29 protein-coding genes are annotated in these 25,140 nt (G+C 47.4%); 1 reads left to right on the forward strand and 28 read right to left on the reverse strand.

The window, feature by feature from the left end:
* Positions 1-141 precede the first annotated feature (141 nt).
* The 12 genes from KAI36_RS15230 to KAI36_RS15285 form a co-directional block, all read right to left on the reverse strand.
* The gene (locus tag KAI36_RS15230) at positions 142-774 is read right to left on the reverse strand and encodes a tetratricopeptide repeat protein (protein WP_061829188.1); all 633 of its coding nucleotides are present in this window, start codon (positions 772-774) and stop codon (positions 142-144) included.
* Positions 775-856: 82 nt separating this feature from the next.
* Entirely contained in the window at positions 857-1,240 is a 384-nt protein-coding gene (panD, locus tag KAI36_RS15235; RefSeq protein WP_013371641.1) for an aspartate 1-decarboxylase, read from the reverse strand.
* Positions 1,233-2,171 carry a pantoate--beta-alanine ligase gene (gene panC / locus KAI36_RS15240; RefSeq protein WP_220025326.1) on the reverse strand — a complete coding sequence of 313 codons (939 nt, stop codon included), beginning with the start codon at positions 2,169-2,171 and terminating at the stop codon, positions 1,233-1,235. Before panC ends, panD begins: the two co-directional genes overlap by 8 nt.
* Positions 2,168-3,067, reverse strand: coding sequence for a 3-methyl-2-oxobutanoate hydroxymethyltransferase (panB, locus tag KAI36_RS15245; protein ID WP_220025327.1), 900 nt, complete (start codon positions 3,065-3,067; stop codon positions 2,168-2,170). Before panB ends, panC begins: the two co-directional genes overlap by 4 nt.
* A gap of 345 nt (positions 3,068-3,412) precedes the next feature.
* Positions 3,413-4,387: a biotin--[acetyl-CoA-carboxylase] ligase gene (locus KAI36_RS15250; RefSeq protein WP_220025328.1), complete on the reverse strand. Its 975-nt coding sequence runs from the start codon at positions 4,385-4,387 to the stop codon at positions 3,413-3,415.
* Positions 4,380-5,702: a CCA tRNA nucleotidyltransferase gene (locus tag KAI36_RS15255; protein WP_220025329.1), complete on the reverse strand. Its 1,323-nt coding sequence runs from the start codon at positions 5,700-5,702 to the stop codon at positions 4,380-4,382. The genes KAI36_RS15250 and KAI36_RS15255 overlap by 8 nt, the downstream gene beginning before the upstream one ends.
* 55 nt (positions 5,703-5,757) lie before the next feature.
* On the reverse strand, positions 5,758-6,921 hold the full coding sequence (gene bshA, locus KAI36_RS15260; RefSeq protein WP_025723095.1) for an N-acetyl-alpha-D-glucosaminyl L-malate synthase BshA: 1,164 nt from the start codon (positions 6,919-6,921) through the stop codon (positions 5,758-5,760).
* 87 nt (positions 6,922-7,008) lie between these two features.
* Positions 7,009-7,701, reverse strand: a complete 693-nt coding sequence (gene bshB1, locus KAI36_RS15265; RefSeq protein WP_220025330.1) for a bacillithiol biosynthesis deacetylase BshB1 — start codon at positions 7,699-7,701, stop codon at positions 7,009-7,011.
* The gene (gene mgsA / locus KAI36_RS15270; RefSeq protein WP_025723093.1) at positions 7,698-8,135 is read right to left on the reverse strand and encodes a methylglyoxal synthase; all 438 of its coding nucleotides are present in this window, start codon (positions 8,133-8,135) and stop codon (positions 7,698-7,700) included. Before mgsA ends, bshB1 begins: the two co-directional genes overlap by 4 nt.
* A gap of 56 nt (positions 8,136-8,191) precedes the next feature.
* Positions 8,192-8,995 carry a 4-hydroxy-tetrahydrodipicolinate reductase gene (gene dapB, locus KAI36_RS15275; protein WP_023989146.1) on the reverse strand — a complete coding sequence of 268 codons (804 nt, stop codon included), beginning with the start codon at positions 8,993-8,995 and terminating at the stop codon, positions 8,192-8,194.
* 31 nt (positions 8,996-9,026) lie between these two features.
* Positions 9,027-9,545 carry a tetratricopeptide repeat protein gene (locus KAI36_RS15280; protein WP_013310696.1) on the reverse strand — a complete coding sequence of 173 codons (519 nt, stop codon included), beginning with the start codon at positions 9,543-9,545 and terminating at the stop codon, positions 9,027-9,029.
* A gap of 50 nt (positions 9,546-9,595) precedes the next feature.
* The gene (locus tag KAI36_RS15285) at positions 9,596-9,925 is read right to left on the reverse strand and encodes a nucleotide pyrophosphohydrolase (protein WP_220025331.1); all 330 of its coding nucleotides are present in this window, start codon (positions 9,923-9,925) and stop codon (positions 9,596-9,598) included.
* 214 nt (positions 9,926-10,139) lie between these two features.
* On the opposite strand from KAI36_RS15285, the gene KAI36_RS15290 reads away from it, so the two are divergent.
* A complete protein-coding gene (locus KAI36_RS15290) occupies positions 10,140-11,009 on the forward strand; it encodes a YitT family protein (protein WP_220025332.1) in 870 nt (289 codons plus the stop codon).
* 77 nt (positions 11,010-11,086) lie between these two features.
* Here KAI36_RS15290 and KAI36_RS15295 read toward each other — a convergent pair whose 3' ends face one another.
* The 16 genes from KAI36_RS15295 to trpD form a co-directional block, all read right to left on the reverse strand.
* Complete coding sequence (locus KAI36_RS15295) at positions 11,087-11,932, reverse strand: sporulation protein YpjB (RefSeq protein WP_220025333.1); 846 nt, start codon at positions 11,930-11,932, stop codon at positions 11,087-11,089.
* An 80-nt stretch (positions 11,933-12,012) separates the two neighbouring features.
* Positions 12,013-12,909 carry a GNAT family N-acetyltransferase gene (locus KAI36_RS15300; RefSeq protein WP_220025334.1) on the reverse strand — a complete coding sequence of 299 codons (897 nt, stop codon included), beginning with the start codon at positions 12,907-12,909 and terminating at the stop codon, positions 12,013-12,015.
* A gap of 2 nt (positions 12,910-12,911) precedes the next feature.
* Positions 12,912-13,556 carry a DUF1405 domain-containing protein gene (locus KAI36_RS15305; RefSeq protein ID WP_071641368.1) on the reverse strand — a complete coding sequence of 215 codons (645 nt, stop codon included), beginning with the start codon at positions 13,554-13,556 and terminating at the stop codon, positions 12,912-12,914.
* Positions 13,557-13,727: 171 nt separating this feature from the next.
* Entirely contained in the window at positions 13,728-13,907 is a 180-nt protein-coding gene (locus KAI36_RS15310; RefSeq protein WP_013371655.1) for an IDEAL domain-containing protein, read from the reverse strand.
* 22 nt (positions 13,908-13,929) lie between these two features.
* Positions 13,930-14,436 carry a gamma carbonic anhydrase family protein gene (locus KAI36_RS15315; RefSeq protein WP_025723088.1) on the reverse strand — a complete coding sequence of 169 codons (507 nt, stop codon included), beginning with the start codon at positions 14,434-14,436 and terminating at the stop codon, positions 13,930-13,932.
* A gap of 52 nt (positions 14,437-14,488) precedes the next feature.
* Positions 14,489-15,598 (reverse strand): hypothetical protein, encoded by a 1,110-nt coding sequence (locus KAI36_RS15320; protein WP_025723087.1) that lies wholly within the window; start codon positions 15,596-15,598, stop codon positions 14,489-14,491.
* Positions 15,599-15,764: 166 nt separating this feature from the next.
* The gene (locus KAI36_RS15325) at positions 15,765-16,367 is read right to left on the reverse strand and encodes a histidine phosphatase family protein (RefSeq protein ID WP_071641371.1); all 603 of its coding nucleotides are present in this window, start codon (positions 16,365-16,367) and stop codon (positions 15,765-15,767) included.
* Between the two features lie 69 nt (positions 16,368-16,436).
* Positions 16,437-17,063 (reverse strand): anti-sigma factor, encoded by a 627-nt coding sequence (locus KAI36_RS15330; RefSeq protein WP_220025335.1) that lies wholly within the window; start codon positions 17,061-17,063, stop codon positions 16,437-16,439.
* Entirely contained in the window at positions 17,060-17,656 is a 597-nt protein-coding gene (locus KAI36_RS15335) for an RNA polymerase sigma factor (RefSeq protein ID WP_013310707.1), read from the reverse strand. The genes KAI36_RS15330 and KAI36_RS15335 overlap by 4 nt, the downstream gene beginning before the upstream one ends.
* A 711-nt stretch (positions 17,657-18,367) precedes the next feature.
* Positions 18,368-19,456, reverse strand: coding sequence for a prephenate dehydrogenase (locus tag KAI36_RS15340; protein WP_220025336.1), 1,089 nt, complete (start codon positions 19,454-19,456; stop codon positions 18,368-18,370).
* Between the two features lie 26 nt (positions 19,457-19,482).
* On the reverse strand, positions 19,483-20,586 hold the full coding sequence (gene hisC, locus KAI36_RS15345) for a histidinol-phosphate transaminase (protein WP_220025337.1): 1,104 nt from the start codon (positions 20,584-20,586) through the stop codon (positions 19,483-19,485).
* A 57-nt stretch (positions 20,587-20,643) separates the two neighbouring features.
* Positions 20,644-21,450 carry a tryptophan synthase subunit alpha gene (gene trpA, locus KAI36_RS15350; protein WP_220025338.1) on the reverse strand — a complete coding sequence of 269 codons (807 nt, stop codon included), beginning with the start codon at positions 21,448-21,450 and terminating at the stop codon, positions 20,644-20,646.
* Positions 21,447-22,643: a tryptophan synthase subunit beta gene (gene trpB / locus KAI36_RS15355; RefSeq protein ID WP_071641375.1), complete on the reverse strand. Its 1,197-nt coding sequence runs from the start codon at positions 22,641-22,643 to the stop codon at positions 21,447-21,449. Before trpB ends, trpA begins: the two co-directional genes overlap by 4 nt.
* Positions 22,640-23,311 carry a phosphoribosylanthranilate isomerase gene (locus tag KAI36_RS15360; protein ID WP_220025339.1) on the reverse strand — a complete coding sequence of 224 codons (672 nt, stop codon included), beginning with the start codon at positions 23,309-23,311 and terminating at the stop codon, positions 22,640-22,642. Before KAI36_RS15360 ends, trpB begins: the two co-directional genes overlap by 4 nt.
* Complete coding sequence (gene trpC, locus KAI36_RS15365; protein ID WP_220025340.1) at positions 23,308-24,102, reverse strand: indole-3-glycerol phosphate synthase TrpC; 795 nt, start codon at positions 24,100-24,102, stop codon at positions 23,308-23,310. The genes KAI36_RS15360 and trpC overlap by 4 nt, the downstream gene beginning before the upstream one ends.
* Positions 24,092-25,138 carry an anthranilate phosphoribosyltransferase gene (gene trpD / locus KAI36_RS15370; protein ID WP_220025341.1) on the reverse strand — a complete coding sequence of 349 codons (1,047 nt, stop codon included), beginning with the start codon at positions 25,136-25,138 and terminating at the stop codon, positions 24,092-24,094. Before trpD ends, trpC begins: the two co-directional genes overlap by 11 nt.
* Between the last annotated feature and the right edge of the window lie 2 nt (positions 25,139-25,140).

Below are 25,140 nucleotides of genomic sequence, written 5' to 3' on the forward strand. Positions count from 1 at the left end.
TCTTATGACACTTACAAAAATAATAACTCTGTATATTAGCATAGCAGAAGATCGCCTGTTTGGAAATTAAGACAGCCAAAAAAGACGATGCATACGCCGCCTGAGAGGTGGGCATGCATCGTCTTACTCGGTGTCTGACAACTACATCCAGGTCATCATGGAGCTGTCGTATCGAAGCTTTTCGGTACCGGACAAACAGGCTTCCATATTGTGCAGCGGCTCGGGTAACGCAGGATCGAACTGATGTGCGAGAGCAAAACATTTTTGCGCCTCCTCTACGTCAGCCTGCTTTGCCAACAGACAGCCTAGCGCATTATAGATGACCGCCTTTAGTCCTGCCTGCTCAGTCAGGTCCAGCACCTTCTGAAAATGGCATACAGCCTCTGCTGGATCATCTAGTTGAAAATAGGCCATTCCCATATACATGCGACTCTGCCAGCTGTTCGGAAAATGCTGTAGTACCTGCTCAAATTGTTGGATCGCCTCAGGGTACATAAGTAATCGATAATACCCTTGCCCCCGATTAAAAGCTGGCAGCTCTTTTTCAGGCAGCTCAGTGTCAGACATATCGGTCTCTGCGGAAAACCCGGCCGCACGCAAGCAAACCATTTTTTCCTCAAAGGCCAGCCACTCATCCATAATTCCGTCACTCATTCTCCGCAGCAGACTCCAGTGCTGTAGCAGCTCCTGCCTGCGGGAGCCCTGGGCTGATGGGTAATGCTTCACGATATCATCTAACATGCTGTTCATTTCTGCGAATACATGCTGGAACATGTGCATCCCGCCCTTATGAAAGATGGATTAATACACTCACATTTTTCGCTTAAAAGACGGGTTTCATCCGCACTCCCATTCATTACATGATCGTCGCGTGTACTTCTTTGTTCATCGTTTGGGCTGGTTTATTATGTTCATCAACAAATACCACTGTTGGTTTGTATGTTTTGGCCTCTTCATTCGACATGGAAGCATAGGAAATAATAATGACTGTATCACCAGGCTGCACCAAACGGGCTGCCGCACCGTTGAGACAGATCACTCCGCTCCCACGCGGTCCGGGGATAACATAGGTTTCCAGTCGAGCTCCATTGTTATTGTTTACAATTTGAACCTTTTCATTCTCCAACAGATCCGATGTCTCCATGAGATCTTCATCTATAGTGATACTCCCCACATAGTTCAGGTTAGCTTCCGTAACGGTAGCGCGGTGAATTTTGGATTTCATCATGGTTCTAAACATGGGAAAGCACCTCCGCCTTCTGTATTCTTATATTGTCAATCAGTCGGGTATTGCCAAATTTCACAGCCAGCGCTACGATGACGTCTTCCTGAACATCACATAGCCGCTGCTCGGGAAGAAGGGGCTCCAGGCCGGGAAAAGTTAATATTTCAATGTAATCAATGTCTGCTAAAGGAGAGGAAGTAATCGTGGACTCCACCATTTGATGTAGCTGACGAATCGTAATTGTGTTTGTTACAATATCTTCGCTCACTTCTTGCACCTTACGCAGTGACTGGGACAGCACCAACGCCTGCTCGCGCTGTTCTGCACTTAAATACACATTACGGGAGCTGAGGGCCAAACCATCCGCCTCTCTGACGATGGGACAAGGTACGATAGTCACGTTCATATTGAGATCAGTCACCATCTGCTGGAGCACTGCAACCTGCTGTGCGTCCTTCATTCCAAAAAAGGCCAAATCAGGACCTATCATGTTAAAAAGCTTGGCTACCACCGTAGTCACACCATCAAAATGGCCGGGACGGGAGGCACCGCACAGACGATCTGTCAAAGCGGATACACGAATTTTGGTTTGGGTTGGTTGTGGATACATTTCTGCTACAGTTGGCAAAAATACAATATCCACGCCCTCGCGCCGTGCTACCTCTAAATCACGAGCTTCATCGCGGGGGTAGCTTTCCAGATCTTCATTCGGTCCAAATTGAATCGGATTTACGAAAATGCTAAGCACCACCGTATCTGCCATTTCACGCGCCTTGTGCATCAAACTCGCATGCCCTTCATGCAGGTATCCCATTGTTGGTACAAAGCCGACTTTATGTTGCTGTAAAGAGGTAGAACCGTGTACCTTTTTTGTTCCGCTTGTCCCAAGCTGCCGACGTTCAGCAATAATCTTGCGCAGCTGAGCCACTTCTCTTACAATGATCATGATCGTGATTCCACCTTTTCCTTTGCTTGTTCCTGTGTCTGTCCTTTTGCCTTACCATATAGGGATTCCACAACGCGGTCATCCGCGCTGAACACATGCTCTGCGGCCGGAAATGCCCGCCCTTTCACATCACTCACATATTGCTCAATGCTGCTGCGGATCAAGCCACCTACATCGGCATAGGTTTTAACAAAGCGTTTGCTGAAATAAGGCGATGCGTACTGAATCAGATCGTGATAAACGAGTACCTGACCGTCACATCCACGTCCAGCACCAATTCCAATGGTTGGAATGGAAAGCTCTTTAGAAATCGCTGTTGCCACTTCCTCAGTTACCAGTTCCAGTACAATGCCAAAAGCACCCGCCTGCTCCAGCGCCTTGGCGTCCGCCATCAACCGGCGTGCGTCCGCTTCGTCCTTGCCTTGAATGCGATAGCCGCCAATTTGATTAACCGATTGCGGAGTAAGCCCGATATGTCCCAATACAGGCACACCTGCCTGAACAGTGGCTTTTACGACATCGGCAATTTCAGCTCCGCCCTCCAATTTAACAGCATGCACATGTCCTTCTTGCATCAGACGGCGGATGCCCTGAAGACTTTCTGATACGCTGCTGTGATATGTCATAAAAGGCATGTCCGCTACGATAAATGTATGTTCCGCGCCTCTTGCGACTGCCCGGGAATGGTACACGATATCATCCAAGGTTACAGGGATGGTTGAATCGTAACCAAGAACTACGTTACCCAGCGAGTCACCTACGAGAATCATGTCAATTCCCGCCTCCTCGGCTATTTTAGCGGATGGATAATCATAGGCGGTCAGCATACTGAGCGGAATGCCCTCTTGCTTCATTTTTTTCATTTTTACAATATTCAGTGCTTGTTTTCCTGCCATTGCGAATGGCTCCCTTCCATCTTTTTTTGGCACAAAAAATAACCTTTTATGAACGCCTGTACATCTGCGTCATCAAAAGGTCCGAACAGCCAAAAAAGACACTCATTTTGAGATCGTCCCTTCTGTCTCGGTCCTGTTCGGCTCAGAGCAGAATCCAACGTAACCTTCAAATGAAGTTATGATGGTCTTACAAACTTGCTAAAGTGGAGCATGTGCCCCTGGAGTGCAGCTCGGACCGTCCGATACCGCCTCCTGCACAGTATAACAAAAAACATCAGCTTTTTCACGTGAAGTTTTGCACAGGGAATAGAACGATTTTGGTCGTTTTCATAGCTAAGGTCGCTTCTATAATTGTATATCCCCTGAAATGACCTGAATTCGCTCTCCCTGATCCGTTTCTATCACGAGTGCCCCGGAAGGGTCCAAGCCAACAGCTGTACCTTCTACAGTTATCCCTTGTCCGGTATGTGCCCGTACACTACGGTTCATAGTCACGGACAAAGCCTCCCACAGCATGGCTATAGGCTGGAACCCCTGCTCGGCATACAACTTACTTAGCTGTTCCATCTCTTCCAGCACTGAGGCAATCAGCACAGTACGGTCAATTTCACGCCCCGCTTCTATTTTCAATGACGTTCCCACCTGTGATAACTCTTCCGGGTAATCTTCTTTATTCAAATTTACGTCAATGCCGATCCCTGCAATACAATAGCGAACCCGTTGATCCTCTGTTGCAGATTCCAACAGAATACCGGATACTTTGCGACCATGAATCAGCAGATCGTTTGGCCATTTGATACCAGCCTCCACACCCGTCAGCCGACGAATGGCCCTACACACTGCTACACCTGTAAGTAGCGTTAGCTGGGGGGTAAAAGCCAAGGGCTGGGTAGGGCGCAACACAATGCTCATCCAGACTCCTTTGCCACGAGGTGAATACCACTTCCGCCCCAGACGTCCCCGACCTGCCGTTTGTTCCTCTGCAAGCACTACTGTCCCCTCTGGCGCGCCCTCTTCTGCCAAACGCATGGCATCCTGCTGAGTGGATACCGTGGAATCCAGTACAACGATACGCTGGCCAAACGATTGGGTATTTAATATATCGGCCAATTTGGAGACTTCTAGCCGATCCGGTCGAGATATCAACCGATAGCCCCGACGCGAGGAGGCATCAATATTGTAGCCCAACTCACGCAGTTTGTTGATCTGCTTCCATACTGCTGTTCGGCTAACCGAGAGCCGTCGGCTGATTTCCTCCCCTGATACGTAATCGGATGTACCTTCTTCCAGTATGCCTAACAATCTTTCATGATTATTCACTACTCATCACCCGTTTCGCTTCCTGAAGCAATGTTTCTGTTTCATTCGGAATATCTCCACAGGCAACAGCTTGTAAAAGCTGTTCCATCATCTGACCCAGCCAAGGTCCGCCTGGTCGATTCATCGCCTGAACCAGTTCATTTCCTGTAATATTTAAATCTTTGATACGAACAACTACAGCCTGCTTTGTCCACAAGCTTGCCAGTTCGGCTGTTTTCGACACATGCTTTTCTACCCATGGCGGTAATCCGCGGAATGAAGCAGGCAGTGTCTTGTAAAGATCAAGCCAGTCTGAAGCTGTATCCTTTCCCAGTCTAATTAGCAGTCGAATCCAGCTACGACGCAGTGCCTCATCGTTGATAATGTCAGACTCCTCCGGAACGGAGTCGCCAGCTATGACACCAGTACTGTAGATTAATTCGGTCTCCCATTCCAGCAAATGAACCAGCCGAAGTCGTACCGCGTTGGAGAAGGTCCAAGCTCTTAGTAGCTCGTCCGCTGCCTCTGAGGTAAGTCTACAAGACATTAAGAGCAGGCCCCACCGCAGTTCTTCTTGCAGTTGAACGATCCCCTTGAGCGCTCGTGCTTCACATTGCTCCCAGGGAACCGGAACCTTCGTACAGCCGAGCAATCCGCTACGCCCCAGCATCTCCAACCCACGTAAAGGGTCAGGGCCCGCCAGCATCTTTTCCAGCTCGACCCGCACACGTTCCATGGCTATGTAACGAAGTCCCTCTCTGCGCCGAATCATACCTTTCCAGGTGTTGAATGCAACGCGGAACCGAAATACAGAGGCAAAACGGATGCAACGCAGCATCCGCAACCCGTCCTCCTCAAAGCGTTCCTCGGCTCGGCCTACACAACGAACGAGAGCGGCTCGTAAATCGGCTTCTCCCCCAAACGGGTCCACCCGCTCTCCGTGTTCTGCCATCGCAATCGCATTCATAGTAAAATCCCGTCGCATCAGATCCTCACGGATATCCTTCACGAAGGCAACTTCCGTTGGACGACGGTGATCGGCATAACCGCTTTCCGTACGAAAAGTGGTCACCTCGAACGCATGGCCACCCTGCATGACCGTAACCGTCCCATGCTGAATTCCTGTCGGAATGACGTGAGGGAACAGCGCTATGACCTGTTCAGGCTCAGCCGAAGTAGTCAAATCCATATCATGAATGGCTCTACCTAATAGCTCATCCCGCACACAGCCACCGACCCAGTAAGCTTCGTGGCCTGCTGCTGTTAGTGTATGTATGACCTCTCTGCCATGAAGTGCCATCTTTTGGTCAGCATATTGCCAAGTGTTTGTATTCATAGGGTTTCCCCCTTTGCAAGTATTCAATATAAAAAACGGACGCGAGTCCGCCCCCTTAAACGCTGATCGGTTTAAGATCCGGCACCTCGCGTCCCAACACACGGTAATATATTTCTTCATATTGACGGGTAATCAGCTTATCACAAAAAACGGTACGGGCGCGGGTCAGACACGCTTCACGGAAACGTTCCGCCATCGCTTCATCGGACAACAGCTCTACTGCATAATCAGCCATTGCCTCCGTATTACCGATTTCAGCAAGATACCCCGTACTTCCATGCACAACGAGTTCAGGGACTCCCCCTGCCTGAGAACCGATTGTCGGCACTCCACAGGCCATTGCTTCCAGCGCAACCAGACCAAAACTTTCTTTTTCCGAGGGAAGCAGCAGTACATCCGCCATAGAAATCACTTCTGCGATCTGATCCTGCTTACCTAAAAAGAAGACCTTATCTTGCAGACCTAAAGTCTCGATTTTGCAACGGATTTTTGGAAGATCTGGTCCTTCCCCCACCAACAGAAGCTTCGCAGGTACTTTACGTTGCACTCTTTCAAATATATCCAACACATCTCCCACCCTTTTGACAGGACGGAAATTGGAAATATGCATCATTATTTTTTCATGCGGTTGGGCAAAATCACTTCTAAGCGCAGCGGCATCTCGTGGATAATATACCCGTTTATCTACAAAATTGTAGGTTAAATCAATAGGCCGTGTAATTTCCAACGCATCTATCGTCTCCCGAATCAAATCCTTGGAAACCGCTGTCACTGCGTCACTTTTGTTAATAGCCAGCCGAATCAGGTCCTTCAACGACTCATCCTGTGCCAACACTGTAATGTCCGTACCGTGCAAGGTGGTTACCACCTTCAGATGATCACCCACCATTTCCTTCGCCAAGTAAGCGCATACTGCATGTGGTACCGCATAATGAACATGGAGTACGTCCAAATTCTTCATTTGTGCGACTTGGGCCATTTTGGTCGCCAGTGACAAATCATATGGCGGATATCTAAACACGTAATAATCGTTAACTTCAACCTCATGATAAAAAATATTTTTCTGAAACGCCCCGCCTAATCTGAACGGAATGCTATTGGCAATAAAATGAACCTCGTGCCCTTTTTCTGCCAGCAACTTGCCCAGTTCAGTAGCCACTACGCCTGAACCACCCAGCGACGGATAACAGGTAATTCCAATTTTCAGTTTGTCATTCAAGCTAAGCTTCCTCCTTCCGCCCATCAGTGATAACTTTTTTCTGCCGATTTATTTTAACATTCTGCAAAATGCTCAAGTATATAATTCTTATGTGAATAGCTTAACCAGATATGGCGTTTTGGACGCAAAGCCTTCTGCATACGAAATCAGTTTGCGCTGACCCAACAACGAGTCACGAGCTTTTACGCGTTCCACATATCCCTGATTTAATGGTGTGGATACTGTATCCTTTCCAGGCGCTGCCTGAAATTGCGAAGCATAACTTAACAACGACTGTTCCTTGACTTCATAATGCTCGGTGATATCCACAATCAAATCCGTTCTGCCAATATCATTAATAAAATAAAAATATAATTGCTCTACCTGTACCGCAGGATTTTCTGGCATAAAACGTCGCAACTTGGCGTTAAATACCGCTTCCTCCACCAACTTGCTGCACATGACATGGTCTGGATGCCGATCCTCCCAATAAGGAGCGAATACAACTTTCGGTGAATGGCGTCGAATTTCTGCTGTAACTGCAGCTACGTGTTCAGGAGTCACATTTAATCCACGATCAGGCAGACCCAAATTTGTCCGCACAGCAAGCCCGAGCACTTTCGAAGCGTGTTCAGCTTCTGACTTACGAATATCCACATCACCATTGGATGACATCTCAGCCCGCGTCAAATCGCACACGCCCACCTTTAAACCAGCGGCTGTATGCTTGGCAATCGTGCCTCCCATTCCTATTTCTGCATCGTCGGCATGGGCTCCGAAAATCAGGATGTCCAGCGTCATTTTACATCACCCTGCTGTTCAATGCCCGGTTTATATTTATGTACCAGCTCACGCCAAGCAAAATCGCCACGGTCTAGCGCTTTGACCAGTATTTCAGCAGTTGCAACGTTGGTTGCCAAAGGGATCCCCTGCACGTCACACAAACGTAACAAGGCGCTAATGTCCGGCTCATGCGGTTGTGCCATGAGCGGATCACGCAAGAAAATAATCAAGTCCATGTCATTTTGCGCAACCATAGCCCCGATTTGCTGATCTCCTCCAAGCGGCCCGGACATGAAACGGTGAATTTGAAGCTTGGTTTGCTCCATAATGCGCAGACCTGTTGTACCTGTTGAAAATAACTGGTGATCTGTAAAAACATGCTCATAGGCCGTTATGAAATTTACCATTTCATCCTTTTTTCGGTCATGCGCTATAAATGCAATCTTTAACATTCAAAGTTCCTCCTGCCTCATTCTATAATTTCATTCGTCAAATCATTCGCGTGTTCTTAATCGATATAATGCTCAAATCCATATACAAGCCCTGGCTGCTCCATGACCTTCTGAATACCGATTTTAACACCCGGCATATATCCCGCCCGTTCATAAGAATCCTGACGAATTTTCAGAGATTGTCCAAACCCTCCGAATATAACTTCTTGTTGTGCGAACACACCGGGAAGACGGACACTGTGGACACGGAACCCTTGATAGTAACCCCCCCGTGATCCTTCTAACGTTTCTTCCTCTTCCGGGTTACCCTGTCGTAGCTCTTCACGCTGTTCAGCGATCAGCTCTGCGGTCTTAATGGCTGTGCCCGATGGCGCGTCCAATTTTTGGTCACCATGATATTCGATGATTTCCAGATGTGGGAAGTATTTCGCTGCCTGAGCCGCAAAACGCATCATCAAAATGACCCCAATCGAAAAGTTTGGCGCGATCAGACCACCAATTTGCTGCTCACGACACTGCTTGTCCAGTTCATCAATCTGTTCGGGGGTAAACCCTGTCGTTCCGATAACCGGACGAACTCCATGCTTGATAGCAAGCGCTGTATGTGCGTACGCAAAACGCGGCCCCGTAAAATCGACCATGACATCCGCACGACTCTCCAGTAAAGCCTGCTCCACATCCTCCACAATAGCGATACCCGCTTCCGGTAGTCCGACGAGAAGGCCGGCATCACTGCCGGCATGTGTTCTGTTCACTGCGGCCACAAGCTGTAGTTCCTCATCCTGAAGAACCAATTTGATAACTTCACGGCCCATACGCCCTGCTGCTCCTACAACAGCCACTTTTATTGGTTCTGACATATCCCTACAACTCCTTATGCATCCATTTGTGTTAGATCTGTTCATTCATCTGCTGGCATAACTTCTTCATGAGGTTGGCAAGCTGCACATTGTGAGGAAACAGTGCAGCCGCCTCACGAGCAGCCTGCACAGCCAGCTTATACTCATTCAATTCGTCATAAATCAATGCGAGCAGCAAAAAAGCATCCCCACATAACGGATCGAGGGCTATTGCTCGTTCCAGTAGTAAAATCGCATCCTGACGCACCTGTGGCGTAGCTCTGTCAACATCCAGCATTTTTCTGGCCTTCTCCGTATGCTGCCTGGCTTCCTGCGCATGCAAATGGAGAACATATTCATCCTGCTGTGGAGCGAGACGAACCGCATGCTCTGCATATGCGAGAGCCTGCTCCAAACGACCACTGCGAGCATAGGTAACCGAGCACCGGAAATAATGCTCCGCATGATCAGGCTGGGCTGAAATTGCTTTTTCAAACCATTCCACGGCCTGCTCAAAATCGTTCTGCAAAATGCACTGATAAGCTTTCTGAACGTATTCCTCCGCCTTCATGACACTGCACCTCCGGGTAACCGGTTTGGTACAGCATATGTACAAAACGCCTAATCGGTGTCCTTTTTGGTCCAGCGATTCGCGTCACGCGTGTTAAATTTTTGCATGACCTTATCATGAGCCTCGGTCAAATTTATACCTAGTGAGTTCGCAAAGCAAACTGTGATGAACAAAATGTCCCCCAGCTCTAGCTCAATGGAATTGTCCGCCTCATCCGTTTTTTTCGGTTTCTCGCCAAAGGAGTGATTGACTTCCCTTGCCAGTTCCCCGACTTCCTCAGACATCCGGGCCAACATCGCCAAAGGGCTAAAATACCCTTCCTTAAATTGAGATATATACTGGTCTACCTCACGTTGAATTTCATTTAATGATTTTTCCATGAAACACGCAATCCCCCCATGTGCAGGTTTATTCATATGTTATCGTAAAGCACATTTTAAAACAAATTTTTTTTAATTGTGTACTTATGATCCCAACTTACAGTCATCAGTCTTTTAAAGCTACCGTAAAAAGGTATACTACATATAAGGAGCTGCGATTTAGCAAAATCAGCATGAAGTCGTTCTTCCTTAAACTGCTACTGCGAGGGATTATATGAAGATATCCAAGTCCATGGAACAGCTTAAAATGATTTTATCCATTGTGCTCGGGACCGCCATTTATGCATTCGGTCTGCTTTATTTTATTATACCCAGTAAACTGATGGAAGGAGGTATTACAGGGATCACCCTGTTGCTCAATTATGCTTTTTCAATTTCACCCTCTCTCTCCACATTACTTTTGAACATTCCTTTATTTTTAATTGGATGGAAAATGCTTGGGGGCAAGCAAATTCTATATACAGGGGTAGGTATCGGGTCGCTCACTTTTTTCCTGTGGTTATTTGAAAAAATGATTCATTTCGGATGGATGGGAACGTTTCAGACTGAACACGATTTTATACTTTCTTCATTATATGCGGGAGTTACGCTTGGGGCTGGATTAGGTATTGTGTTCCGCTTTGGCGGCACTACGGGCGGCTCGGATATTATCGCTCGTATTCTAAACCGGAAGTTTGGCTGGAGTATGGGAAGGATTCTGCTGGTAATTGATATTGTCATTATCGGTGCTTCACTACTTTACATACCAAAAGAAAAAATTCTATATACATTAGTCGCCGTGTTCATCGCGTCCAAGATTATTGATTTTATACAAGAAGGGGCCTATTCCGCCAGAGCCTTTATGATTATCAGCGACCACACGATGGACATTGCGGATATTATTATTAGGGACATGGATCGCGGAGTTACTATTATTCCGGCTGTAGGTGCATTTTCAAAGCAGGCCAAGCATGTTGCCTATTGTGTCGTGCCTCGTCAGGAAATACGACGTTTGCACCAAATTGTTAAATCGGTTGATCCACAGGCGTTTATTATCATACAGGATGTGCATGATGTACATGGAGAGGGGTTCAAAGAGGAATAGCCCGGAAATCCGGGCGATGGGCTAACCTATATGGATGGCTCAGCAGCCAACGACGCGAATGTTCGAATTTTGCATCGTTATCCATAGAAACCAGCTCGATATTTACGATAACCTGCATAGACCAGCGCCAGCAGAACAATCATGCCGATTGCCAATTCTGCTCGGCGCTCACTTTCACGCGGGATAAATGGCGCCAGGGCAGTGGCGTCTTTTTCACGTCCAAACAAGGCATTAAACGTCGGATTTCCCTGATCCAACGCCCCTCTAATCGCTGAGGCATCTGCATTTTGCTGATCCCCCAAACCTTTGACATAGGAAATCCATGAATCAGCCCGGACAACTTCACTTGTTCTGCCATGAATCAATGCTGCTGTACGGATCGTCTCATAGTGGTCCTCCAGCACTGCGGCTTCAGCTTTGAAACCCTTCATGTTACCTTTAGCAAACTGGCTGTTCAAGCCACTAACATCTTCTTTTAAAATCTTATAATACTGCTGCCATAAAGGCTGACGCGGATGTGCAAGCGCATCTGTCGCAAGTCGTAAATTGGCCGCAGCCTTCACCCACTCATCCGGTGATGCTTGGACGGACTGTGTAGCTTGCTGCACCTCAAGGATGCTGCCGGACAAAGCATGAATGGCCTCTACAGATAACGCTGCCTGCACCTGTCCGGTGCCAAACCATCGACTCACCTCGGCTACATCCGCGCGCGCTTTTTCAATGTTCCCGTCCATGACATCCCGGTACAGTATCGCAGCTGCATGATCTAGTTCCTCAATTTCTTTTGTATTTCCTATGGGTTTTGACTGATCACGCGCTTCTGCCACACCTGGAGGGACGCAGACAGACAGCAGCAGGACCATAGATAAAACAACACTCGAAACAATACGTATCAAAATTTGAAACGCCTGACCCCTAAACATGGGACATCCCTCCTCACCTTACTGTATGGCAAGGTTACCGGGACTAGAACTTGCTTTAGGACGAATCGTTTGAAGCCGGATTATGCCCGGGACAAAATAGGAAACATTCGTTGGTTTTCTTTACATGTGTTTTGATCTTTAGTTTTATAAAATAGCGTCGTATCTTCCTGTTTTAACAGAGAAATATTGCAGCCTTCCTGTTCTCTTGGTGTAAAGCCAAAAACAACCTTTTTCGTTTCTTGTTTCGTTACCGCTGACAGTATGATATCCATAGGAATTTCGCCCGTTCCATAAATATCGTAACAATTCATCGTATCCCCTTCAAAATCAGCAACCACAATCGTATCGTATTGAGGTATATACCAAATTTTATCTTTAAAAAACGAGATGGCATAGAATAAGACCAGCCATTCACTACTTTTCGCAGCAAAAAGTGAATACGGATTTAATCTAGCACTTTTATTTTTCAGTAAATTTAAATCCGACTGCTCTTCCATGTTCAATTTCTCAACTTTAATGTCTACATTGTTTGCGGTTACTTTCCGATTTAATTGATATTCTTGTGCCAAAACAAACCCGAATTTAGGGTAAAAATTCTTCACACTATCATTTGCGAACAAATATATAGCATCACATTTGCCCTGCCAATCTTCTAATACACGTTCTATTAAAAACCGGCTCAACCCTTGATTTCTATAGTTGGTATCCGTCATTACAGTTCCGATTTGGATATACTTTCTCATTTCACCCGACAAACAAAAATCCATCAGACTTATAGATACATTAGCCACAACAACCTCCCCATCTAAAAGTACGTAAGGGATATATTTATCATTCCAAAAGCCCAATTGATACCATGCTTCAAAATCAAAACCAAAGCTTTGTTTGGCTAATTGATTAAAGCTCTTTCTTATTTTATGATCATCACGGATTCCTTTTTTAAATATATATTCTTTTTGGTTTATAACAATGTTCATCTCTATTTCTCCACTTCTACTCCCATTCGATTGCGCGCAAACATGGCAAGCCATGCCGCTATGATACTGACAAGGGTCAGCATATAGGTAAAAGCACGCACTTGCGGTACATCATCCGTTAGCGTCTTCGGAAGATACGGATATATGCCAAATGTATAATCCATCGTATCATTTAACAATGTCCAGAGTGCAGCTAGGCATAAAGCAGTCCATTTGCAGGTGAAAAAACGCACGAACAGTAACGCTTCGACCGCCATTGCCGTGTGAGATGCCACCAGCATCCAATCCTGCCATATCATATGTCCCCCCTGCGCGACTCCCCAAAAAATAATAGCTGAAGCCCAGATGCCATATTTTACACTCGTGACAACAGCCAACGCCTCCATGATCTGCCGAATGACCTTCAAGCTCTTAAGACGCGGAGGATAGAGCAAAAATGCTATAGAGATCGTAAAAAACAGACTCGCCGTCGGACTATCAGGCACAAATACAATCTGCCACAACGGGTGATAATTTAGAGTATATTCCAACTGCCCCCCATACCATATGTACCCATACACTGTTCCCAGCAAATTACACCAGAACAGTAGCCACAAAAAAGGCCGGCTCGTCAAGAACGACCGGCTCCACAAATAAGATAACGACACGTCCTTCATCCTCCGTTCATACGACAGTTGCCTTGTACAGGCTCCATCCTACAAAGACTATATCATATCCAAGCGTATCAAAAAAACCTGACCGCCGCTACAGTCAGGTTTGATGATTATAATCTCGAACTCGATTTGTCTAAAATCCAACTTGATGTTCCTAAAATTGTTCTAACTCATTGCTTTCAGCTCATCCGTAAGATGACGAAAAGCTACTTCATCTCCGGAGGCTAGCGCCTCATCAATATCCTTGTAGAGTTTTTCACTCCGGTGTTTACGTAATGCCTCGTCCAAAACCATTTCAGCAGACAGGCCCAACATTACTTCATAAGTAACCTTCATTTTATCCATAGGATGCACCTCCAACATGAGTTTAAGAGATCCTATATTCTTTTCCTTTCGCCACATAGCTGAGTGCCGTTCGTGACATCCGCTGCAAATCTGCATCTGTCAATTCGCGCACCACTTTGGCAGGTGTACCGAGAGAAAGAGTATAGGGTGGTATTTTGGTATTTTCCGTAACGACCGACCCTGCTCCTATTAAAGCATATTCACCAAGCTCCGCTCCGTTGAGTACAATGGCCCCCATACCGATTAAAGTGCCTTTGCCTACCGTACAACCGTGGATTATTGCAGCATGACCTACCGAAATGTCATCCGCCAGCAACAGGGGCTGATCCGTGTTCACATGTCCCACGACACCGTCCTGAATATTGCAGCGTTCACCGATGATGATAGGCGCCATATCTCCGCGCAGTACGGCATTAAACCATACAGAGGAATCTTGACCGATCGTTACTTTTCCGACAATTTTTGCTCCTTCTGCCACATAGACAGATGAATGGAGCTGTGGCATGTTTCCGTTATAGTGAATCAGCATCAATTTCACCCTCTCATTTTGGGTGAAATTCTATCAACATGTGTGCTGCTTGTCAATGGAGCCGTATACCCGAGTCGTTCCGCCCAATGCGGCACTCTCCCGCCAACTTCAGCCCCCAGGCCGTCATCTGTACAGATGGTCCCGTCGAATGTTCACCCTGACGAAGCATACCCAAGTGAAGCATCATTCGTATAATCCTCTGATCAAAGACCGAACGGGGCGTATCATAGTAAAACGGTCGAATCAGTGGGCCGATATGTACAAAAAGCGACTCTGAGGACGTCCAAGGCCTGGCACATTCTCCAATCCAGTAGACTAGAGAGAGCAAATTAGGAACGGCTCCTTTATACAATCTTAACCAAAACCTGAATAGCTGTATCATTTCTTGCTCAATTGTATGCTCCTGATGCGCTTCTCCCTTTGCCGTCAGCACAACTTGGTCCCCTTTCTCCTCAATGTACTTGGAGTGACGGGCATAATCATACAGTAGTGCCATTCGGTCTGGATAAAACTTAAAAGAGGAGCCATACCCGAAACGCCATCCTCCCTTACCCAAAAGCGGCTCCGCAATGTGCAAATGCTCCATCAGCTGCTGCTGATTGCGACGATACCAAGCTCCCTCGGGATTTAGCGGAACCTCATGCTGCCCCATGTATTGAAGGAAAAGCCGTAAATCCTCTGCCAGCAGATGTCCTTCATCCCGGTACGACGACGGTTCGCTTACCCGGGTCATTCCGCTTTGGAAGTCATGTACCATAACACGTCGAAAGCGCTCCTTCATATCCAACGGAATTTGGAACAAATACCTCGTATTGTGCGTCGAACCGTTGAACAACCAGCCACTAGAACGCAGACGGGTCACAATATCCCTTGGCCGCTCACCAGGATTCTCGTCCTCTTCAACAGACTGTTTGGCTATTGCAATCAATTCCTCCATGCTGAAATACGGTCGGTCATCGAACAGCAGCGCGTTCAAAAACCTTACCTCTGACAACCTCAGCTCCTTGACCTGCGTCTCAAAAAAACTACTGCTGCCGAGCTTCGTCAAAATCCCCTGGATCAACTCATGTTTGGAATTAGGTTTACAGTCACAATCGTAATACACCGCGATTCTGTTCAAATGCACAATATCCGCAAATGTCAGCATATCCGCCAGATTCATTGTTCCATCGCCTCGTCACTGGACTGTCATCCGGAATTGATTCTTACCTGTTGTACCCACAGCTTTGACGGATTGTTCATACTCTAAACCTCTTTTTTTGCAAAGGTATAATTAAAAAACAAAAAAGACCACGACTCCTACGATAAGTAGAAGCCTTGGTCTTTTACTAACTTTTTGAGTTACAGTCACTTTTCTCTTGCAAATGCTTCGTGCAATTATACAAAAGTGGTGCCCAATCCATATCCTCACGCTGGAGTACACTAAGTGACAAATTGCCGATTCGTTCCGTGAATTTTTCCTGATACAGAGCCTTATACAAATTAGCCAAAAAACCGCCGTGGGAAACGACCAGCAGATTCTTGTCCCGATTTTCCGTCCAAATGGCCTCCATAAAAGCTAGCCCACGAAGCTGAAGATCCGCATCGCTTTCCTGCCCGAGATCCAGCAGATGCCAGTCGACTCCCCACTTTTCTTCACGCTCGGCCTGTGTCATGCCCTCAACCTGACCATAAGCACGTTCTCTTAGTCGATCATCTGGCTCTAACAACGGGAGATGCAGAGCAGAAGCAATAATCTCCCCGGTCTCTTTCGCTCTGGAGAGACTACTTGTAATAAGCCCGTCCCAATGATAAGGCTCTTCCTTTAATCGTGCTGCCAGCAAGCGTGCCTGTCGGCGCCCTTCCTCATTCAACGGAATATCACTGTGGCCCTGGATTTTCCCTACCGCATTCCAATCCGTCAATCCATGTCTGATCAAGCCAATAAGCATCGTGTCGTTTCCTCCGCTGTTTTGTTATTCAGTCATTGTTATGATTCATATTGGAGCCCAGCTGTCCTGCTAACTTCTGACCCTTCTCGCCCGATGGATCCAGCCCAGAGAAAATAAAGCAAGCGCAAGTGCCAATACAGACAACAGCATCCAGTATTGCGGATAAGTAGGAACAATGCTAGCAACCAGCGGGTCCATAATGCCACTATTCACATCTTTAATGTGGTATTGATATTGTGGAGATGTACTTGTAGTTTCCAACAGGCCTGTCGGTAAAATACCAGTGTCCATGACAGGAGCTGCTTGAGGGGGATTTTCCTGAGAGGAGCTTCCATTCCAGTTCAAAAACAAAAAGCTACATAAAAATACGGCCAAGAAGCCGGCGATCCATACAGACATATACTTACGGGCTGCTGGGTTCACACGCGCACGTCGATGCTCGCCCGGAACAAGCCACGGTGATTCTTCATAAATTCGATCCATGACCCTGCGATTCATTGCCTCTAGCTTATCATCTGTTATTTCAAAGGAAATATCACGAATGGCGGATCGATTTTCTTTTGACAAATCCCACTCTTTTTCTTCCGAACCATGCTCCCACCCAGCAGACGAGCTTTTGGCCCGTCTGCGCTCCGAGTCTTGTTTCGATACATTTTTGCCTGTAGCGAACAAATCCTCAGTGTCCCTGGATTTCATTGGCTGCTCATCCCTTCGTTTTCCTCATAGAGAGGCTCAAAAAAATAAGGCTCCAACTGCGTCTTCACACTGGTTCTTGCCCGGAAAAGCAATGACTTCACCGCACTGACCGTCTGTCCTAAAATAGTCGCAATCTCCTGATAATCTAATTGCTCATATTCACGCAAAATCAGCGCAGATCGCTGCTTCTCAGGCAATCTATTGATCGCTTCACGAACCATCTCTACCTTCTCACCGCGAAGGACGGCCTGCTCCGGAATTACATCCGATGGAGCTACCGGTACATAACCGCTCTCCTCCAATGGAACCTGACCGCTACGGTGCTTGCGAAGCTCACTTAGCACCGTATTGCGTGCAATTGTATATAACCAAGTGGAGAACGATGCGTCTACCTCGCGAAAAGAGTGCAGGCTCCGATACGCTTTATAAAACGTCTCTGAGCATAAGTCCTCAGCAATCATTTCCAGGTTCGAACTTTTCAGCATATGATAAACAAAAGCTAAAATTTTACGTTGGTGCCGCCTCATTAATTCTGAATAAACCTCAACATTACCTTGTTTGATTTCCTGAATCATCTGGGAATCTGTCATCATCCGAGTGAGACCCTCCTCGCCCATACATGTGCTGTTTTCCCGTTCGATTCTGTCTATATATACCGAACAGGTCAAAAAAAGTTGCGCCCTCTGCGCAAATGGATGAAACAGCATCATGGAACATTTGTTATTTTCTTACCCTATGTAGTGCCAACATTAACGGTGCTATCCCCAACAATATTCAACATCCAAAATGGACTTACCCATTGTACCACAAAATGACCGCCAGTAAAAAAGTCCAAAATCCCCACGATTTCCATCAATGCCTCCCTAACGCTGGCAACTAATTCATTTATACAGCTTTTCAATGGATTTTAAATTTTTTCAAGATTAAATGACTAACCGATTGAAAGTGTTCTATTCAAATGCACCAATAAGGATAAATACACAAAAAGAAAACGCTTTAAAAAAATATTGACAAAATGAAAACGTATACATATAATAAAAGTACAGTATGGTTTCTCTCCACTCCTATCCTACTCAGCTACTTCACTAAAAGTAGCTACCACCCGGGGCTTTACCCGGGTGGTCTTTTTTTTGTTCAAAAACAGGAGCTTTAAAAAAAGCGGACGAAGAAACCTTCGTCCGCTCTAAATCTTTTCTACTACTTCACTCCCAGAAAGTGTGTGTTGCTTTTAATGCGGTCAGTAGCGCAGAGGTTCATTTGAATCTGGAGAAGCGGCCTCCTTAACGAACATCTCACTTTCCTTCCTATACCACCACTTTATACCCCATCGAATCCAGCAGAATCTTGGCACGCTCCCAATCCTGCTCTTGACGGAAGGAAAGTCGCATGATGCCTGGGACATCCTCCCGGCTTTCAATGATTTGCATATTGCTCAGATTAATGCTGTGATTACCGAGTTCCATAGCAATTCGCCCGATAATCCCTGGGGTATCCGGTACATCAATATACAGATCAAACGTGGAGACGATGACTCCTTTGCGACGCTCTGGCAGTTCACTGCGGAAGTGCCCAGCTGTCAAAAACTCGTCAGCGATTCCCTCACCGTCTTGTATTCTCAGTAAATGGGTAAAACGCTCAATCTGTCCGTTCCATTCTTCCAACAGACCTAGTAAAACTTCACGATTGCTCAATAAGATGTCCCGCCACACAACGGGATCACTAGAGGCTATCCGTGTAATATCACGGAACCCACCGGCAGCCAATGTACGGTACAACGGGTTTTCATCATTGTGCTTTCGCACCTGATTCACCAGCGCCGCTGCAATAATGTGCGGAAGATGACTAATCGCACCGACAATGTCATCGTGCATATCAGGTTGGACACGCACAACATGAGCACTAGTATATTTTAATAAACGTTCCAGTGAACTGTATGCTTCTTCAGGCACACCCTCTGCCGGGGAAAGCACATAATATGCGTTTTCAAACAGCAACGCGGAAGCAGCCTTTACACCGGAACGCTCTGAACCGGCCATCGGATGACCACCGATAAAGTAAGCGTTGCGCAAAGAAATTTCTGTTGCTTTTTTGGCAATTGCCGATTTCGTGCTGCCTACATCAGTGATAATACAACCCGCTTTAAGCGGTAGCCTGCTTAACAGTTCGAGATAATGCTCCAGTAAGCCCACAGGTACGCATAAAAAAATAAAATCGGCATCCGCTGCCGCTTCTTCAACCGAGAGAGTCGCGGTGTCCACGACACCACGGCTTAACATCGGTTCCATCAGTTCAGGGAGATGAGCATGGCCGACAACAGTAATATCCGGCTTCCCTTTAAAACAAAGTGCGAGGGACCCACCAATCAGTCCCACGCCGAAAATGGCAATCTTCATCAATTATCAAATCCCATCTGCGGAAATTATAGGCGTACTTTCGCCGCTTCCGCCCCCAGGACCTGTTCCAGCGCACGAATAAACAACTCATTTTGCGGCTGTGATCCAACCGACACCCTAATATATGTCGGATATTTGTGATGACCTGCGCGAATAATCACACCTTTACGAAGCAACTCCTGGAATACTTCACCGGATGGACGACGTACATCCAGCATAATAAAATTACCATGTGCCGGGAAAGACTCCAGTCCCAGACGCTTCAGCTCATTTTGCAAATAAGCTCTGCCCTCTGCATTACGATCCCGGCATTCTTGAACAAATTCCTGATCTTCCAAGGCAGCAATGGCCGCAGCCTGTGCTACCCGTGATGTATTAAACGGTTCACGAACCTGATTTATCAAGCGAATGATTGACTCAGCTCCCATACCATAACCAATGCGCAGCGAAGCAAGCCCATAGATTTTGGAGAAGGTGCGTAATACAACCAGGTTTTCATACGCTGGCAACAAACCAATGCCGTCGGGATACGAGCGATCCGTCACAAACTCGGCGTAGGCTTCATCCAGTACAACCATGATATGCTTTGGTACTTGGTCCAAAAAAGCAATCAGCTCTGCTTCGGGTACAATCGTGCCCGTCGGGTTATTTGGATTACAGATCCAAATAATTTTTGTACGGTCATTGATGTGGGACAGCATAGCATCCAGATCATGTACACCGTCACGCAAAGGCACCTCAACTGCAACCGCTCCCTCAATTTCCACGTTACTTTTGTATACGGAAAATGTCTGATCGGCCATAATGCTTTCTTCCCCGGGAAGGAGGAAAGCACGCGTAATCAACGCAATAATTTCGTCAGATCCGCAGCCATAGATAAACTGTTCCTCTTTTAAACCCGTCCGTTTAGCTAGTGCCTGTGTCAAAGCTACCGCACTTCCGTCAGGATACACACTAATGTTAGCAAACTCCTGCTGAATGGCCTGCAATACTTTAGGAGAGCTACCATACGGATTCTCGTTCGAGGCGAGCTTGATGACTTCATCGAGTCCCAGCTCACGTTTTACGTCTTCAATCGGTTTACCGGGCTGATATACTGGCAAATGTACAATATGCGGTTTAGGTTGCATGCCCCTACCTCCTCTATCCAATCAGAACATATTTATTACTTTCTATTTTGACAGCCATTACTGCTTTAATTGTGCCACAAAATTATGAATTTGCAAAAGACCTTCTTGCCTGCGCGCAGAATCATTCAGCAATGGAATGGCCTCCTCCACCTGACGTACAATAGCACTGCCGACCACAACTCCATCGCAAATGTTTGAAAACCGGGCTACCTGCTCTTGAGTAGAGATCCCGAAGCCGACCGCTACCGGAATATCCGTATGCCGTTTGACCTGCGCGATAAAGCCCTCTATACCTTCAAAAAAGGAAGCTCTTTCCCCGGTTACACCCAGCGAGGATACACAGTATACAAATCCTCGGGCCTGACGGACAATTCGCTCGATCCGCTGTTCAGAAGTTGGAGCCACCAGAGGAATCAGATGCACACCCAGCTCTGCTGCCCGTCCTCCCAGCTCCTCCGCTTCCTCAAGCGGAAGGTCCGGAATAATCAGACCGCTGATACCGTGCTCCTGCAAGCCTGCGAAGAAAGCATCCATACCCATCTGTAATACAGGGTTATAATACGTGAACAGAATAAAAGGCAGGCTTGAACCTGCCGCCCTAGCCAGAGAAGCTGTCTCCATGCACGTGCGGATGGAAATTTGCCGTTTCAGTGCACGCTCAGACGCGCGCTGAATTACAGGACCGTCAGCCAGCGGGTCGGAATAGGGTACACCCAGTTCCAATATGTCAGCTCCGGCCGACTCTAACTGCCGAATGATCTCTATTGTAGTATCCACATCCGGGTCGCCTACCGTCAGAAAAGGAATTAATGCCGTTTTGCCTTCATTTTTAAGGCGACCAAACGCCTGATCAATTAAATTCATGACGGATTTCCTCCCAAATACTTGATAATGGAGTCCACATCTTTATCCCCGCGTCCAGACAAACAAATAACGATAATATCATCTGCCGTCAACGTAGGTGCCAGCTTGACGACCTGTGCAACTGCATGTGCCGACTCTAGTGCAGGAAGTATTCCTTCGGTACGGCAGAGAAGCTGAAGCGCATCCAACGCTTCCTGATCTGTAATCGGAACATACTTGGCCCGCTCAATATCTTTCAGGTATGAATGCTCCGGTCCAACACCTGGATAATCCAGTCCAGCCGAGATGGAATGCGCAGGCTGCACTTGTCCGTACTCGTCCTGAAGCAGATAACTCATAGAGCCTTGGAAGACCCCTTGTGTTCCCTTGGTCATCGTAGCTGCATGGAATTCCGTTTCGACACCTTTTCCAGCGGCCTCCACGCCAATCAAAGCGACGCCCTGATCCTCAATAAAAGGATAAAACATGCCGATGGCATTGCTTCCGCCACCGATCGCTGCCACGATGACATCCGGAAGTCTGCCTTCCTTCTCTAGGATCTGGCGACGTGTTTCATCACCAATCACACGTTGGAAGTCCCGCACCATCATCGGATACGGATGTGGGCCGACAGCTGAACCCAAAATATAGAACGTATCATGGACATGGCTGACCCAGTAACGCAAAGCTTCATTCCCGGCATCCTTAAGTGTACGTGTACCCGATGTCACCGGAATGACCTCTGCACCCAAAAGCTGCATCCGAAAGACGTTTAGCTGCTGACGCACTGTATCCTCTTCGCCCATAAACACCTTGCATTCCAATCCGAGCAACGCAGCCACAGTCGCTGTCGCGACACCATGCTGTCCTGCGCCTGTCTCAGCAATGACCTTCTGTTTACCCATACGCTTCGCCAACAAACCCTGAGCTAATGCATTATTGATTTTGTGGGCACCGGTATGATTTAAATCTTCGCGCTTCAAGTAAATTTTAGCCCCGTCCAAATGCTGGCTCAGACGCTCCGCATGATAAAGCGGCGTTTCCCGACCAGAATAGTCCTTTAGGAGCCCGTTCAACTCTGCTTTAAACTCGGGATCATCCGCGTACTTACGGTAGGATTCCTCCAATTCAATCAGTGCGTTCATCAACGTTTCCGGTACAAAACGTCCTCCAAATGTTCCAAAACGTCCGTTGTTATCAGGTAATTGTGTCATGCCTGCTTCACCCTTTCTACGAATGCTGTGATTTTTGCAATGTCCTTGACTCCGTTCGTCTCTACACCGCTGGATACATCCAGCCCATCGGGATGATACTCATGAACTAGCTTTTCCGCATTATCGGCAGTCAGCCCGCCGGCTACAAACAAAGGAATTCCATGTTGATGAGTCCAAGCCTGATAGGCAGGAATTCGATCCCACGCAAACGTTTTTCCGGAGCCGCCACCATACAGGGGATCGTATGTATCCAGCAGTAAAGCGTCAATTGTCCCGACATAGGCATCCAATTCGTCCGCCGAGCGTTCTATCTGTCCTTGACTGTCCACAGACCATGCCTTGAATACCTGTATACCAAAATGCTCCCTGATCTCCCGACAGCGCTGCGGACTCTCCTGTCCATGCAGCTGTATGACATCCAAGGGTGCTTTCTCCATCACTTCATTTAACAGTGCATCACCAGGGTTCACAAATACACCCACGCTGCGCGGTCTGCTGCCTGAGGTCCATTCATCCAATACGCGAAGCAGCTCTCCAGCCTGTACGCCGTCAATCCGGCGCTTGCTGTCGGCAAACACAAAACCTATATAATCGACCGGTAAGTTTACCATAGATTTTAGCACTTCAACGCTTTGAAGTCCACAAATTTTTATGCCCGTTTTGTTCATGCTTTAATCCCGTCCATCAATTCGGCTACAGCCTGTCCTACATCTTCCTTGCGCATCAGATGCTCCCCGACCAGGATACCGTGTGCACCTACCGAATGCAGATACTTTACATCTTCCGGTCCCGCAATTCCGCTCTCACTGATGAACGTAACCCCTTTAGGAATTAGTGAGATCAGCTCCTCTGTCGTCTGGAGACGAGTCTCGAATGTCCGCAGATTTCGGTTATTTACACCAATTAAGGTTGCTGTCCCCAGCTCCAGCACCGCTTTAAGCTCCTCACTGTCATGCACCTCTACCAATGTGTCCAGCCCGAGGTCGTTGGCGATCTGTAAAAAGGACCCTAATACACGCGGTTCAAGGATAGCGGCAATCAACAGCACCGCATCCGCTCCCAGCAGACGAGCTTCATATATTTGCCGTTCATCAATGATAAAATCCTTTCGCAGCAGCGGAATCTTCACCTGATCGCGAATTTGCTGTAAATATTCAGGGCTCCCCTGAAAATACGTCACATCTGTCAGTACAGAAATGCAATCCGCTCCTGCTCCCTCATATGCACGTGCAATGTCCACAGGGTGGAAATCCGGTCGAATTAACCCTTTGGATGGGGAAGCCTTCTTCACCTCAGCAATCAGTCCGAGCGGACGGTTGCGTCCGCTCGCGATCGCATTTTCAAATCCTCTCGTCGCAGATAAATCAGCAATTAATCGTTCAGCTTCACTTATTTGAAAATGCTTCTTAAGCTGCTCCACTTCTTGTCGCTTCGTCACCACAATTTTATCAAGATACATATTGATATTCCCCCGTTGCCTGTATTAATTGATCCAGCTTGGAAAGTGCCAATCCCGAGTCAATGGCTTCTGCCGCTCGTGCTACTCCGTCCGTCAAGGTGGCTACTGCGCCTGATACATAAATGCACGCTCCTGCATTCGCTAACACAACATCCCGATAAGATCCATGCTCTCCGTTCAAAATTCGTCGTATGATATCTGCGTTAACCTGTGCGTCGCCGCCCAGCACCTGATCGAGAGAATGCGTCTGCAAGCCCAGATCCGACGGATGAAGCTCGAACGTGTGAACCTTGCCGTCCTTCAGCTCGGATACTCGTGTCGCAGCTGAAATACTAATTTCATCTAGTCCATCCAGACTACTGACAACCATGGCCCGTTTGGAGCCGAGCTGGTTCAATACCTCGGCAATGACTTCCGTTTTGTTGGCGTCATAAATGCCCAACAGCTGCCGATCCGCACCAGCCGGATTCGTCAAAGGACCAAGCATATTGAATACCGTCCGCACACCCAGCTCGCGGCGCGGCGCGGCGGCATGCTTCATAGACGGATGATACAGCTGTGCGAATAAAAAGCAGATGCCGATTCGGTCCAGACATGACCTAGCCTGATCACTCGTCAAATGAATGTTGACTCCCAATGCCTCCAGGACATCAGCGCTCCCGGCACGGCCACTTGCAGAACGATTCCCATGCTTTGCTACCCGTACAGACACCGAAGCTGCGATGATCGCGGATATCGTAGAAATATTAAACTTGTGAATACCCGAACCTCCAGTGCCACATGTGTCCAGCAGACGACCACTGCCTTCTTCAGCTTGCACTGGACTAGCGTAGCTACGCATAGCCTCGGCAAAACCAGTGATTTCATCTACCGTTTCCCCTTTGAGGCGAAGAGCCGTCAGCAGCCCGCCAATTTGCGCCTGTGTAGCACTTCCACTCATAATCTGTTCCATTACGCTACGGGCCTCCGTACGCGAAAGATGCTGTCCCTCAATGATCCTGCTTAACCCCACTTGCATCATGTCATGTCGTTCCATTG

It is taken from the genome of Paenibacillus sp. S02 (assembly GCF_019454065.1).
In the GTDB taxonomy this organism is placed as follows: Bacteria; Bacillota; Bacilli; order Paenibacillales; family Paenibacillaceae; genus Paenibacillus; species Paenibacillus polymyxa_B.